11 protein-coding genes are annotated in these 12,584 nt (G+C 47.3%); 5 read left to right on the top strand and 6 right to left on the bottom strand.

Annotated features, from left to right (window positions below; genetic code table 11):
- Positions 1-129 precede the first annotated feature (129 nt).
- Positions 130-1,332, top strand: a complete 1,203-nt coding sequence (locus tag Q365_RS0121345) for an MFS transporter (protein ID WP_028025265.1) — start codon at positions 130-132, stop codon at positions 1,330-1,332.
- A 14-nt stretch (positions 1,333-1,346) separates the two neighbouring features.
- Here the strand turns inward: Q365_RS0121345 and Q365_RS0121350 are convergent, their stop codons facing one another.
- Positions 1,347-2,519, bottom strand: a complete 1,173-nt coding sequence (locus Q365_RS0121350) for a GGDEF domain-containing protein (RefSeq protein ID WP_028025266.1) — start codon at positions 2,517-2,519, stop codon at positions 1,347-1,349.
- Positions 2,520-2,815: 296 nt separating this feature from the next.
- On the opposite strand from Q365_RS0121350, the gene Q365_RS0121355 reads away from it, so the two are divergent.
- Positions 2,816-3,490, top strand: a complete 675-nt coding sequence (locus Q365_RS0121355) for a hypothetical protein (RefSeq protein WP_028025267.1) — start codon at positions 2,816-2,818, stop codon at positions 3,488-3,490.
- A gap of 173 nt (positions 3,491-3,663) precedes the next feature.
- Entirely contained in the window at positions 3,664-3,858 is a 195-nt protein-coding gene (locus tag Q365_RS0121360) for a DUF4250 domain-containing protein (protein ID WP_028025268.1), read from the top strand.
- An 89-nt stretch (positions 3,859-3,947) separates the two neighbouring features.
- On the opposite strand, the gene metR is transcribed toward Q365_RS0121360, so the two are convergent.
- Positions 3,948-4,859 (bottom strand): HTH-type transcriptional regulator MetR, encoded by a 912-nt coding sequence (metR, locus tag Q365_RS25950; protein WP_051563849.1) that lies wholly within the window; start codon positions 4,857-4,859, stop codon positions 3,948-3,950.
- Positions 4,860-4,962: 103 nt separating this feature from the next.
- On the opposite strand from metR, the gene metE reads away from it, so the two are divergent.
- Both metE and Q365_RS0121375 read left to right on the top strand, forming a co-directional pair.
- A complete protein-coding gene (gene metE / locus Q365_RS0121370; RefSeq protein WP_035025550.1) occupies positions 4,963-7,245 on the top strand; it encodes a 5-methyltetrahydropteroyltriglutamate--homocysteine S-methyltransferase in 2,283 nt (760 codons plus the stop codon).
- A 211-nt stretch (positions 7,246-7,456) separates the two neighbouring features.
- Positions 7,457-9,046, top strand: coding sequence for a CHASE domain-containing protein (locus Q365_RS0121375; RefSeq protein WP_028025270.1), 1,590 nt, complete (start codon positions 7,457-7,459; stop codon positions 9,044-9,046).
- 140 nt (positions 9,047-9,186) lie between these two features.
- On the opposite strand, the gene Q365_RS0121380 is transcribed toward Q365_RS0121375, so the two are convergent.
- The 4 genes from Q365_RS0121380 to pstC all read right to left on the bottom strand — a co-directional run bounded on the left by Q365_RS0121380 (position 9,187) and on the right by pstC (position 12,559).
- Positions 9,187-9,633, bottom strand: a complete 447-nt coding sequence (locus Q365_RS0121380; protein ID WP_028025271.1) for an META domain-containing protein — start codon at positions 9,631-9,633, stop codon at positions 9,187-9,189.
- A gap of 389 nt (positions 9,634-10,022) precedes the next feature.
- Positions 10,023-10,778, bottom strand: a complete 756-nt coding sequence (pstB, locus tag Q365_RS0121385; RefSeq protein WP_028025272.1) for a phosphate ABC transporter ATP-binding protein PstB — start codon at positions 10,776-10,778, stop codon at positions 10,023-10,025.
- 16 nt (positions 10,779-10,794) lie between these two features.
- Positions 10,795-11,640, bottom strand: a complete 846-nt coding sequence (gene pstA / locus Q365_RS0121390; RefSeq protein WP_028025273.1) for a phosphate ABC transporter permease PstA — start codon at positions 11,638-11,640, stop codon at positions 10,795-10,797.
- Positions 11,641-11,644: 4 nt separating this feature from the next.
- The gene (gene pstC, locus Q365_RS0121395; RefSeq protein WP_028025274.1) at positions 11,645-12,559 is read right to left on the bottom strand and encodes a phosphate ABC transporter permease subunit PstC; all 915 of its coding nucleotides are present in this window, start codon (positions 12,557-12,559) and stop codon (positions 11,645-11,647) included.
- Positions 12,560-12,584: the final 25 nt, after the last annotated feature.

The following is a 12,584-nucleotide window of genomic DNA, read 5'->3' on the forward strand; positions in this document are numbered from 1 at the left end:
CCTTTAGGGGGGAGGTTATTTGGGTATAACTATAAACAAACGATCTTACTTCTATATATTTAATATACTTTATATATCATCAGTAGGTTGCTAATTTCATTGTATGTTGTGAAATCAGTAATGTAGAGAATGATTGAATTACAGACTCCCGCTTATCGCAAAGCCGCTTTTGCCCTTTCATTTGGTTCATTTCTGGTGTTCTGCAACTTATATCTGTTTCAACCCATGCTCCCCGTTTTCGCCGAGAGTTTTGATGTGACAGCGACCAAAGCCAATTGGTTGTTGGCGTCTTCGACTCTTGGGCTGTCATTGAGTTTATTGCCTTGGGCTTTGTTGTCAGAAAAAGTCGGTCGACGTCCTGTCATGTTTACGAGCTTGCTCTTACTCCCTATCGTGGGTTTTGCGTCATGGTACGTCGACGCATTTTGGGGGCTGGTGGCGTTAAGAGGCTTAATGGGTATCGCGCTTGCAGGTTATGCCGCCGTTGCAGTGGCATATATGGCCGACGAATTTAGTCCCACTGCGCTCGTCGTTGCGGTGGGTGGCTATATTAGTGCTAATTCTTTGGGCGGGATTTTTGGCCGATTGTTTGGCGGCCTGTTTTCTGACCTATTCGGTTGGCATGGTGCCGTTATGGCTATGGCCGCCGCCACAGCGATAGGTATTAGCTTGGTGTTCTGGCTACTTCCGCCACAGCGCCGCTTTGTTCCGTCCCCGACCTCTTTTCTTACTCAAACCAAATTGATTGGTCGGCATATTCGCACGCCGATAATTTGGGTCGCCATGATCATTGGGGGCGTGAACTTTGCGTTGTTCATTAATATCTATTCAGTGACCACTTTCAGATTGCTGGAAGCGCCTTTTAACCTGCCTGTGGGCATCGCGTCTGCGATTTTCATTTGTTACCTCGCTGGCACTTTGACCTCACGCCTGAGTGGTCGTTGGGCCAATCGATATTCTCCTATCTCGGGCATGACGTTCGGCACTGTTATTACCTTGATAGGTGTATTACTTGCCAGCATTGAAACCCAAATGACTGTGATTATCGGGCTGCTGGTTGTCAGCGGTGGCGCATTCTTCACCCATTCATTGGCGTATGGCTGGGTGAGTCGTCGCGCTGTGAACGGCAAAGCAACGGCCACAGCCTTGTATCTGGTTCACTATTATGTCGGCGGCAGTCTAGGAGGGTTCTATCTGATTGGCTGTTGGGAATACGGAGGATGGGGCGCAGTGACACTGGGAGCAGTGTCGCTGGCTGCAGTGAACCTCGTTTTGGTGCAGTTTTTGGGTTCGCTAGAGAAGAAAGCCGTCGCCCATAACGTTTGTACGTGATGTCGCGTTAGGGCTTAGTTTGTTGCTTCAAGCCAAGGGCGCTTGTATTTCTCTTGCACATGTTCACCACAATTATCAAAGGTTTGGCTGCAATCTCTGCCATTGTTCTTTGCGTGGTACAAAGCAAGGTCCGCCATTTCAAGCAATTGGTTCATCGTATCTTGTGCTGAAACACTCGTACTAATACCAACCGATGTTGTAACGTGAATAGGCTTAGAAATACCTTGTACTTCAATATTTAAGTTTCTGATTCGACACATTATCCGGTCAGCCACAAGTTGCGCATTTTCCGCAGTACACTGAGGTAAGAACAGGATAAATTCTTCGCCACCAAAACGCCCAAAGATATCAGATTTCCGCAGTGTTTCTTGCACTGACTTGGTAAAGGCTTGTAACACCAGATCACCAGCAAAGTGACCATATCTGTCATTGATGCGTTTGAATTTGTCGAGATCCATGATCAAAACAGAATAAGGGCGCGCTCTGGTTCGTGTATTTTCAATATCACGCTGCGCTAAGGTGAGCAGCATTCGACGATTGTAGACACCAGTTAGCGGATCCAATGTCGCATGGCGATAGAGACGAAGCATCATGTGCAATTTTGAGGTTTGTCCCCAAATGACCAGCAACCCGACAACTGTTTGAAGCCAGTAAATGGCAAATGTATCAAGTGATAACAATGCGCCGCTATGGTAATCGACAAACAACTGTGTGAGGGCGGTAGCTAAAATCAGCGATGACGATTCTCTGATGGAAAGCGGAAAAACGGTCAACATGATGACGTGTAGAAACGGCAATAGGGTATAGCAGAAACTAAATGAGTTGACGGTATGGGGGTAACCTAATGTGTGATTCGCCAGAAGGTAGAAAACATTGAAACTCATCACCATGCTCACTAAGGCGATTCGGCAATCATGAAGGCAGTTGCGCACACTGACAGCGCGAGCGATAGAGAGTAATACGACAGCGAGACCCACTCGTAAGATTGCCAATGAGTAATCATCAGGCGCCATCGCAAGGCGATCGACAGGAATCCAAGCAAGGGTTAATGCCGCCCATACATAACACAGCGCGATGATACGACTACGTAGGTAAGTCGATCGCGTGGTGTTGAAACTGCTCGCATGGCTCTTCGCGCTCCAAAGTTCACGAAGAGAAAGTTGATAATTTCGGTAGGTTAACTCCATGTTTCCTTAGCCTAAAATTATTTGCCATTGCCCATCAGTACGTCGTTACAAAGTCCGACAGATCGTTATATATTTTTGAACCGCATTCACAATATTCATTTCTATATTAAAACAGTTACATATCAATGCGAGCGAAAGCAACATAATCATCAATATCTGTGAGGTTAACTACGTTGTTGTGTGAATGAATCATCGGTTTGCATATGACAAAAATGAATGTTAGACGATGTGTGGAAACCTGCATCTTGAGTGAATTTGGGTATAATCGGTCGCATGTTTCTATTGGGTAATAAAGAATGTACGAATTGTTGAGTTCAGTGGTGATGTCTGGGGCCTTGGGGGCTCAGTGTGTTTTGACGTTAGTGTTACTCAAAGGGGATATTTGCCCGGGACAACGTGGTCGTCTTCACAAAGCGTTTTGGTTTGTGGTTGCGGCATGGGCGTTAGTGATTCCATTCTCGTCATTCGCGGTACTGCCATTTATTGCTCTTGGTATTTTCTCATTACGCTCAAAATCAGGAAAAACGAGATTGTCTGGGCCTATCCCAGTTTTGCATCTCGCGAATGGTTTTGGTGCGTTGGCTGTATTGGTGTCGGCTTGGCAGCAGGGCAGTGCAGCAGGGTTATTGATGCTCTCTCAAGTGGTTTTGGTTGGCGCTATTACAGCGCATTGTTTACTGGTTCGAGCTCGTTCTCGTTTGCAGGCTTTCCACCGTATTCTGCCTGTTGTTGGTATTGTCGCCTCAATGTTTATGGCTGTGATCATTGCGGTAACGAGCGCTTCAATGCCTGAGTCCGAAGCCAATGCACTGATCACTTCCGTGCTTTCTAGTTTGGGTTTGGTGTTGCTTGGTGTTGTCATTTGGGCGTCTCATTTATTGCGCCAAACAACACCACATATTGTCCAACTCTGTTTCGCGCTGATCGCCATCGTGAGTGCGTCTGGCGTCGCAATGTCGGCGATGGTTTAAGCCCTCGACTGAAGAGAATATTGCACGATTCGTGGTGATGAATGGATTGCAGTTTGCTGTATCAAGCATAAGAAAAGGCACGTGAAGTGCCTTTTTTGATCCGGTTGGCCGTAGCATTTGATTGGTCTGAACTAAAATAGACATGAGCTTTATGGCGACAGAGGAAAGCGTTTATGGAAATTCATCATCTCGATCATCTTGATGGCGCGATCATGTATGGCATCGTAAATGAAAAGCTGCGTTTGGAATGCAGCAGTTTGGACGACTTGCTGGTGCAATTTGAATTGGACCAACATGCTTTCCAGAACAAACTGGATGAAATGGGCTGCTATTACGATCCTGTCGTGAATCAGTTGAGACAAAAATAGCAGCCTTTATCCAGCAACCTGATAGCCAAGATCTGATAACAAGTCGCTGATAATCAAAAGCCGATAACTAGGGTCAGCGGATCCTAGGGCTAAACTTTCTTTATCCCATCCAAATGCGTGTGACACTGGTTACGCGCCGTGGCGAAAAACGCCTGAAGATATGGACGGTCGCTTTCTTGATGCCTGACCGCTGCATATAGTCGCCGCCACAACCCTTTCCCTAGCGGTCTATCAACCACCAATCCTTGGCGTGAAAACTCGCTAATCGCCCAATTTGGTAGGGCGGCAACACCAAGGCCCGCCGTGACCATCTGGATTAGCATCAGTGTGTTGTCTGCTGATTTAAAGTTTGCCGGTTCGACGCCTGCCGGATTGAGGAAATGTTTGATCACATCCATTCGCTGACGTTGAACAGGGTAGGTAAGCAGAGTTTCGGCGGCCAAATCCTCAGGCTCGATAACACTTTTCGACGCTAAAGGATGCGTGTCTGAAAGGACCAATCGCATTTCAAAATCAAACAGCGGCTCATAGTGGATTTCGCTGCGAGGGCTAATGTCTGATGAAATCACCAGATCCAATTCTCCACTCGCCAACGCGGGTAAGGGTTCAAATCCAAATCCTGAAGAGAAGTCTAACGTCACCAATGGCCAACTCATTCTGTATTCCTTCAATGCTGGCATTAACCATTGAAAACAGGAGTGACATTCGATCGCCATATGTAAGCGACCTTGTGCGTCTTCCTTCAGCGCAGCCAGCTCTGTTTCGGCTCTAGCAAGGCGAGGGAGCATGTCATCCGCCAGCGTCAGCAATACTTGGCCTTCTGCGGTAAAACGCACCGGACGCGTTTTTCGAAGGAACAACGGAGCACCAATACGTTGCTCAAGATCCTTGAGCTGATGGGACAACGCAGACTGTGTCAGACAAAGCTGTGTGGCTGTCGCAGTGAGTGAGCCTGTATCTCGTAGTACGGAGAGCGTTCGCAAGTGCTTAACTTCTAACATGAATTATTCTCAACATCCGTTTGAGTAATTTGAGTTTGTTTTATGCACTCTAATGAATCAAGGTGGACATGTAAACATCTGGACGGCTAAAAAGGAGAAGATCATGTCCACTACACATATTCTTGGGTACCCGCGCATCGGCAACAAACGTGAATTAAAATTTGCATTGGAAAGCTACTGGCAAGGAAACAGTGACCAACAAGCACTGCGTGATGTTGCAGCGACCATTCGCCACAACAACTGGCAATCACAAGCAGATGCTGGCCTTTCCTATGTGACGGTCGGCGACTTTGCTTGGTATGACCATGTGCTTCAAACCAGCCTGACCTTGGGTCATATTCCTGAGCGTCATCGCAACGGTCATCCGGACTTGGACACCTTATTCCGAATTGCTCGTGGTAAAGCACCGACAGGTTGCAGCTGCGCAGCATCAGACATGACAAAATGGTTCAACACAAACTATCACTACATCGTGCCTGAATTCACTAAAGACGATGATTTTTCTTTAAGCTGGAATCAGTTATTTGAGGAGGTGTCTGAAGCACAGAAGTTGGGTTACAAAGTGAAGCCTGTGGTTTTGGGACCTGTTTCTTACTTGTTCCTCGGTAAAGAAAAAGAATCTGGCTTCAACCGCTTAGATTTACTTCCACGTTTACTGTCTGTGTATCAGCAAATTTTCACCAAGCTAAAATCACAAGGTGTTGAGTGGGTACAAATCGACGAACCTATTCTGGCGCTGGACTTGCCGGAAGAATGGAGGAAAGCCTACAAGCTGGCCTACCAAGTGATTAGCGGCGACGTAAAGCTGCTTCTTACGACGTATTTTGAATCTGTCGAGCAGCAGCTTGATGTGATCGGCGCGCTGAAAGTTGATGGTCTTCATGTTGATTTGAGTGTTGCACCACAGCAGTTGGATGCGGTGATTGACGCAGTACCTGCCAATTGGGTGGTTTCGCTGGGTGTGGTGAACGGACGCAATGTATGGAAAGCCAATTTGAACAAATGGCTGCAAGCGCTGAAACCTGTTGCAGATAAGCTGGGTGATCGCCTTTGGGTTTCCAGCAGTTGTTCGCTTTTGCATTCGCCTATCGACTTGAATTTAGAAACTCGCCTTGATGAAGAAGTACATTCTTGGTTGGCCTTTGCGAAGCAAAAACTGGACGAAGTCGCCTTACTCGCAAAAGCCCTTGATGGAAACGAATCTGCCATTACGGCTTGTGAAGTTTATAGCGAAGCCATTGAAGCACGTGCATTCAGTGAGCGAGTAAACAAACCCGAAGTACAAGCGAAAGTGAATGGTATTACGGCGGCTTTGGGTGAGCGAGAGTTACCTTATGAAGCGCGCGCAAAGGCGCAAAAAGCCGCGCTGTCGTTGCCGCTCTTCCCAACCACTACCATTGGTTCATTCCCACAAACGGCAGAAATTCGTCAACAGCGCCGTGATGTTAAATCTGGTGTTTTGACTGCGAATGATTACACCGTAGCGATGCAGGGACACATCAAAGACGCCATTGAACGTCAAGAGAGACTCGGCCTTGATGTGCTGGTACATGGCGAACCAGAGCGTAATGACATGGTGGAATATTTCGCTGAGAACCTTGATGGTTTTGCCGCCACGCGATTTGGGTGGGTACAGAGCTATGGCTCGCGCTGTGTGAAACCTGCGGTCATTGTGGGTGACATTTCTCGACCTGCGCCTATCACGGTGGATTGGACGGCCTATGCACAAAGTCTGTCTGATAAGCCCGTTAAAGGTATGTTGACTGGTCCTGTGACGATTTTGGGTTGGACTTTCCCTCGCGAAGATCTGTCTCGCCAAGTTATTGCAGAGCAAATTGCGTTGGCACTTCGTGATGAGGTGGCAGACTTACAAGAAGCGGGCATTAACATCATTCAAATTGACGAACCTGCAATTCGTGAAGGCATGCCTTTGAAAGCGGGTGATTGGAAAATCTATCTGGATTGGGCGGTGAACGCATTTAAGATTTCAGCAGCCAGCGCCAAACCTGAAACGCAAATCCACACCCACATGTGTTACAGCGAATTTAACGACATCATTGATTCGGTTGCCGCGCTAGACGCAGACGTGATCACCATCGAAACTTCTCGTTCAGACATGGAATTGCTTCAAGCGTTTGAAGACTTTGCGTATCCGAATGAAATTGGCCCGGGTGTCTATGACATTCACTCGCCAAACATTCCTGAGGTAGACAGTATTGTTGCCTTACTGGAGAAAGCGCGTAAAACCATTCCAGATTCACGTCTATGGGTGAATCCAGACTGTGGTTTGAAGACACGCAACTGGGACGAAGTTGAAGCTGCGCTGTCGAGTTTGGTCAACGCTGCAAACGTATTGAGAGATAATGTCAAAGCAGAGAACCTATAAGTCGAGTACGTAGACTCGCGATCATTGTTCTTTACGTTTACAGCGACGAACAATCTTAAAGATCGCTCCTTGCCCTGATGGTTTTTGCCGTCAGGGCGAATTTATTTTCATGTCCACACTAAAGAATACAAGCGCTTAGTTTGACCAACGGTGGCGCGATCCGGAAATATGACTAACAATTAGTTAACATATAGCGGAGGGTATAAAGAGGATGGCAAAGAAGGTTTTGTATTCAACGATTGTAACGGTCCTCGTTGGGCTGTTTTTTTCGTTCCTCGCAGCCGTGTCTTTGTATCAATCCGAGAAGCAATCCGTTAAGCATGAAATTCAAAAAGATGTTGAAAATGCTGCGCTTTCTTTAGGCCGAGAGCTAAATATTAGCATCGAGCTTATCTACGCACTCCGCAGTCAACTCTCTCTTAGTCACGAAATCAACGAAGATTCTTTTACTGCGTTGGCGAACAACGTGATGGATCGACACCCCAATATACGCGCAATGGAATGGGCAGAATTTGTCACCAACGATGAACGCTCGCTTTATGAAGCCGAGGCGGCGTTAGAGTTTTCATTGTTTGAAATCGTCGAACTTAATGAAACCGGAGATCTGGCGAAAGCAGGACTGCGGGATCGGTATTTTCCTGTTCGATATGTGACGCCTTACGCTGAAAACCAGAACATGTTGGGTTTTGATTTAGCGTCCCGAGCCTCAATGAAAGACGCCTTAGAAATGAGCTGGTATCGCGGTGTTCCTATTGCGACACCCGCCATGCGTTTGAAAAGAGAGTTTGAAGACAACAGCGGCTTTCTCATGTTACTGCCCGTGTATTTTGGTGAGCCTGAGACGGCAGCTGATCGCCAATCGACGTTGAGAGGTTTTCTGTTAGGGCTATTTGCGGTTGGTGATATTTTTGATTTAGCCATTAACAATACCGTGAAAGAGTCTATCAACTTAGAACTGTTGGATGTAGGGCTACAAACGCGAAGTGATGTGATATATCGCAACGTGGTGGATTTGTCTGAGCCGCCTGTAGCAACATTGAGTTATACCTCTGCGCCCATCTATTTTGCAGGAAGAGAGTGGTTGTTAAAAGGCACCCCTTCATCTAGTTATGTGAACGAACGGATGAGCGTATATCCTCACTTAATATTCTTCATTGGCGTTCTGATTTTTACCTTGTTGGCGTATCTACTCTATATGCTTCAGCACCGCGCACTGCTGATACAAAAGCGCGTGGACTCGAAAACCCGCGAGTTGCGCGAAGCCAACAAAAAACTGGAAAGAATCTCAAAGAGCGATGGCTTGACGGGGTTTTGTAATCGAGATTATTTTGAAGAGTGTGTCGAGGCTGAAGTGAAACGCACTCAGCGTGACAAGCTCGCGATCAGCATGATCGTGATCGAAATTGATAATATGTCACATTACAATGCGAAGCATGGTCGCGTTGCGGGTGACAAGGCCATCCGTTTGATTGGGCAGTCTTTGGTAGACACATTAAAGCGTCCTGGAGATCTGCTTGCCCGTTACGGAGGCGAAACGTTTGCCATACTCCTGCCAAACACCAAAGATGGTGCCCCAATTGCGGATGCATGCTTAGCGTCGATTAAGCAGTTGAAATTACCGTTTGATAAAGAAGAAGGCTCTCAGCTGATGACGGTTTCAATTGGCGGGGTGACAGTGCTAAATGCCGACAACATGGACGCTTCGAAAGTGATTGCTTATGCGGAAATCGCTTTAGGTAAAGCGGTTGTGTCCGGGCGGGATCAGTCTAATTGGATTTATACCGATACCCAAACAACCTGAAATTCTGAATCGTCAGGTTGTTTGGGTATAAGCCCCATGATGACGCTTCTGAAACTATGATACCGAGCAATAAAAACAGCCTCCCATAGGAGGCTGAAAGCAGGTCTGAAAATCCCAGCGAGATTCACGACAAAAGGGAATTAATTTACCCAGTCACGAAGCTGAAATGACAGTACATGTTCGTCATTTTTCAGTACAAGTTTTTGTTTGGTCAGTGTCACGTCGCTCCAATCACCTAGCACATCGGTCATCACGCCTTCAAGATTCATCGCAGGCTCTGGGCATGCCATCATGGTGCTTGCCATTTTGTCGATGCGGAATTGGTCGCCCTTCAGTTCACCTTGACCGAAGTAACGGTTGCAACCGCCATGGCCGTTCGCCGTGAATGATTCACCGATTTCTAGACTTGGTGCAGCAAAGCCCTCTGGCAGGTTGAGTGGCTGGCCATCAACACTTTCCAAAACCCAGTTGTGGTGCTGCATGTTTACAACAGAAACATCCATAGCGTCGCTTTGTACTGAAGTGCTTGCTGCACAGCCGGCTAAAATTGCTGGCGCAACCAGCATCGCAATTGCCATTTTTTTCATTTGTTACTCCAGATATGTCACTGAATGCATGTATTAAAGACAGTGCTGATGAGGGAAAGTTTCCTCACTATTCAAACACGGTGTTATGAAAAACATTGTGCTTATTATACCCCAGTATTTCTGGGTGGCGCGGGTATATTGCGTATCTAATGAGCAGTTCAAGTCAGAAATCTGTTAAATCGGAATGACGTACGGCGATTCGTTCACTTTTGCTACTAATTGGCAGTGTAATTGGCGGGTATGTGGGTCTTGGTGGCTGGTGGTTATGACATCGGAACGATTGAACAGCGAGAAAAAAGCTCTCACCGAAGTGAGAGCCACGAGTTTGGAGCTATGAGCTAGAAGCCGATGAGAGCGGGTTGGCAGCAATGATGCTGTCGCGAGGGCGATTAACCGAAATCACCATTCACGTAACCACGTGTACGGTCATCGCGTGGGTTTGCGAATAACTGATGTGTTTCATCATGCTCAACCAGTTCACCCATTAAGAAGAATGCGGTGCGATCTGAAATACGACGTGCTTGCTGCATCGAGTGAGTGACGATAACGATGGTGTAGTTCTTTTTAAGCTCTTCCATCAAATCTTCAATCTTCTTGGTCGCAATAGGGTCAAGTGCCGACGTGGGTTCATCCATCAAAATGACTTCGGGTTCCATGGCAATGGTGCGAGCAATACAAAGGCGCTGTTGTTGACCGCCAGACAATCCAAACGCGTGAGATTTCAATCTGTCTTTCACTTCATCCCACAGGGCTGCACTTCGTAAACTTTTTTCGACCACTTCATCGAGCGTCTTTTTACTTTTGACGCCTTGAGCGCGAAGGCCGTAAGCCACGTTGTCATAGATGCTCATTGGGAATGGGTTAGCTTTTTGAAACACCATGCCGACTTTGATGCGCAGGTTGGCAATATCGATGTTGCCGTAAACGTCCTCGCTGTCCATATCCAAGCGACCGTCAATTTTTACCCCTTCAATGAGGTCATTCATACGGTTCAGACAGCGCAATAGGGTGGACTTTCCGCAGCCAGATGGGCCAATCAGTGCAGTCACTTTTTTGTTCGGAATCGGTAGGTTGATGTTTTTAAGTGCATGGTTTGCACCGTTACCGTAGAACAGGTTTAGGTTTTCAATGTTGAATTTATTCATGATTATTCTTCCGGACTCAGTAAGTGGCTTTGCTGAATTTGCTAGCGATGATTTTGGTCATCATGTTAATAAGCAGTACGACAACAATCAGTACTGTTGCAGTGGCGTAAGCTTGGTGCCACTCGTGCACTGTGTAGAGCTCCTGAGTCAATTTATACAAATGTACGGTGAGGGTTCGGCCTGAATCCAACACGCTTTCTGGGATTCGGGCGACCATACCTGCAGTAAGAAAAACGGGGGCAGACTCGCCGATAACGCGGCCTACACTTAAAATGATTGATGTCACGATGCCTGGCATCGCGCTCGGTAGTATCAGTTTCCAAATGGTGAAGATTTTCGACGCCCCTAAGCCATAAGAGCCTTCACGATAGGTGTTGGGTACGGCCATTAGCGCTTCTTCGGTGGTGCGAATAATGACTGGTAGAATCAAGATACTTAACGTTAATGCACCCGATAGAATCGAGAAGCCAAGCCCTAATACGGCGACGAAAAACGTCATACCGAATAAGCCAAAAATAATTGATGGAATGCCCGCGAGTGATTCTGTGCAAAAGCGCAGAACTTTGACCCACTTACTGCCAACTTTGGCGTATTCGGTGAGGTAAATGGCGGTCATGATGCCAATCGGTGCTGCGATGGATATGGATGCAATCACCATGTAGATGGTTGATACAATCATCGGCCAGATACCGGACTCTTCGCCAATGCGGCTGTAGTCGCTAGTAATAAATGACCAGTTCACGTATTGCAGACCGTTGCTCAAGATGTACCAGATAATCCAGAACAGAAATCCGACGGTCATACCTGCGGCTAGCCAAACGGTGACTAGCGAAATTTTGTCTTTAAGTTGACGTGTCATCATGAGATTACTTCGCCTTTTCTTGGTTTAGATAAAGCAGGGCAGCATTCAAAATCATGATGAATACCAAGAGAACGATGCCGGTTGCGTAAAGGGCATTGGCGTGAATGCCAGACGCGTAGGACATTTCCAGCGCAATGTTTGCGGTTAGCGTACGTGCTGATTCAAGAATACCTTCAGGCATTGCAGGTGCATTGCCCATCACCATGATGATGGCCATGGTTTCGCCGAGAGCGCGAGCGATACCCAAGATAACCCCCGTCATGATGCCAGAACGCGCCGCTGGAATGAGAAGCTTGAACGTTGTGAACATTGGCGATGCGCCAAGTGCAAGAGAGCCTTCTTTATAGGCTTTGGGTACGGCGCGCAACGAGGTTTCAGAGACAGCAATAACAGTCGGTAGAATCATGACAGCAAGTACGATAATGCCAGCAAGAAGCGTGTTGCCCGCCGGCACGTTGAAAATGTCTTGAATCATAGGGACGATGATCACTAGGCCAAAGAAGCCGTAAACCACCGAAGGAATTCCGGCAAGCAACTCGACCGCTGGACGAATAATGTTGGCAAGCCATTTTGGCGCGACTTCTGCAATAAAAATCGCTGTTAACACTGCCACAGGAACACCGATGGCCACTGCGCCAGCCGTTGATGCTAACGACGCCACGATCATCGGGGCGATACCGTAAAGCGCGGGTGGCAACCATTCTGAACCTGTCACTATGTTGACGAGGCCAGCCTGTTGAATGGCAGGGATCCCTTCACGAAAGATGAAAAAGCCAATCGTGGCGAGAGACAACACGCCAAGCGCGGCAGCGGTGAAAAACAGGGCGCGGAAAAACTCTTCACGCCAGTCGCGGTTTTTGCCTCGACCGAGCTTGCTTGTCGGAAGGGTTTCGATAACGTGTTGGTGTATGGTGGTCATGGTCACTCCGTGATGCCAATACTGG

The sequence above is a fragment of the Enterovibrio calviensis DSM 14347 genome (assembly GCF_000621165.1).
In the GTDB taxonomy this organism is placed as follows: domain Bacteria; phylum Pseudomonadota; class Gammaproteobacteria; order Enterobacterales; family Vibrionaceae; genus Enterovibrio; species Enterovibrio calviensis.

Coding starts and splice junctions, on each gene's coding strand:
- Q365_RS0121345 (WP_028025265.1), top strand. CDS start 130: ATGATTGAATTACAGACTCCCGCTTATCGCAAAGCCGCTTTTGCCCTT.
- Q365_RS0121350 (WP_028025266.1), bottom strand. CDS start 2,519: ATGGAGTTAACCTACCGAAATTATCAACTTTCTCTTCGTGAACTTTGG.
- Q365_RS0121355 (WP_028025267.1), top strand. CDS start 2,816: ATGTACGAATTGTTGAGTTCAGTGGTGATGTCTGGGGCCTTGGGGGCT.
- Q365_RS0121360 (WP_028025268.1), top strand. CDS start 3,664: ATGGAAATTCATCATCTCGATCATCTTGATGGCGCGATCATGTATGGC.
- metR (WP_051563849.1), bottom strand. CDS start 4,859: ATGTTAGAAGTTAAGCACTTGCGAACGCTCTCCGTACTACGAGATACA.
- metE (WP_035025550.1), top strand. CDS start 4,963: ATGTCCACTACACATATTCTTGGGTACCCGCGCATCGGCAACAAACGT.
- Q365_RS0121375 (WP_028025270.1), top strand. CDS start 7,457: ATGGCAAAGAAGGTTTTGTATTCAACGATTGTAACGGTCCTCGTTGGG.
- Q365_RS0121380 (WP_028025271.1), bottom strand. CDS start 9,633: ATGAAAAAAATGGCAATTGCGATGCTGGTTGCGCCAGCAATTTTAGCC.
- pstB (WP_028025272.1), bottom strand. CDS start 10,778: ATGAATAAATTCAACATTGAAAACCTAAACCTGTTCTACGGTAACGGT.
- pstA (WP_028025273.1), bottom strand. CDS start 11,640: ATGATGACACGTCAACTTAAAGACAAAATTTCGCTAGTCACCGTTTGG.
- pstC (WP_028025274.1), bottom strand. CDS start 12,559: ATGACCACCATACACCAACACGTTATCGAAACCCTTCCGACAAGCAAG.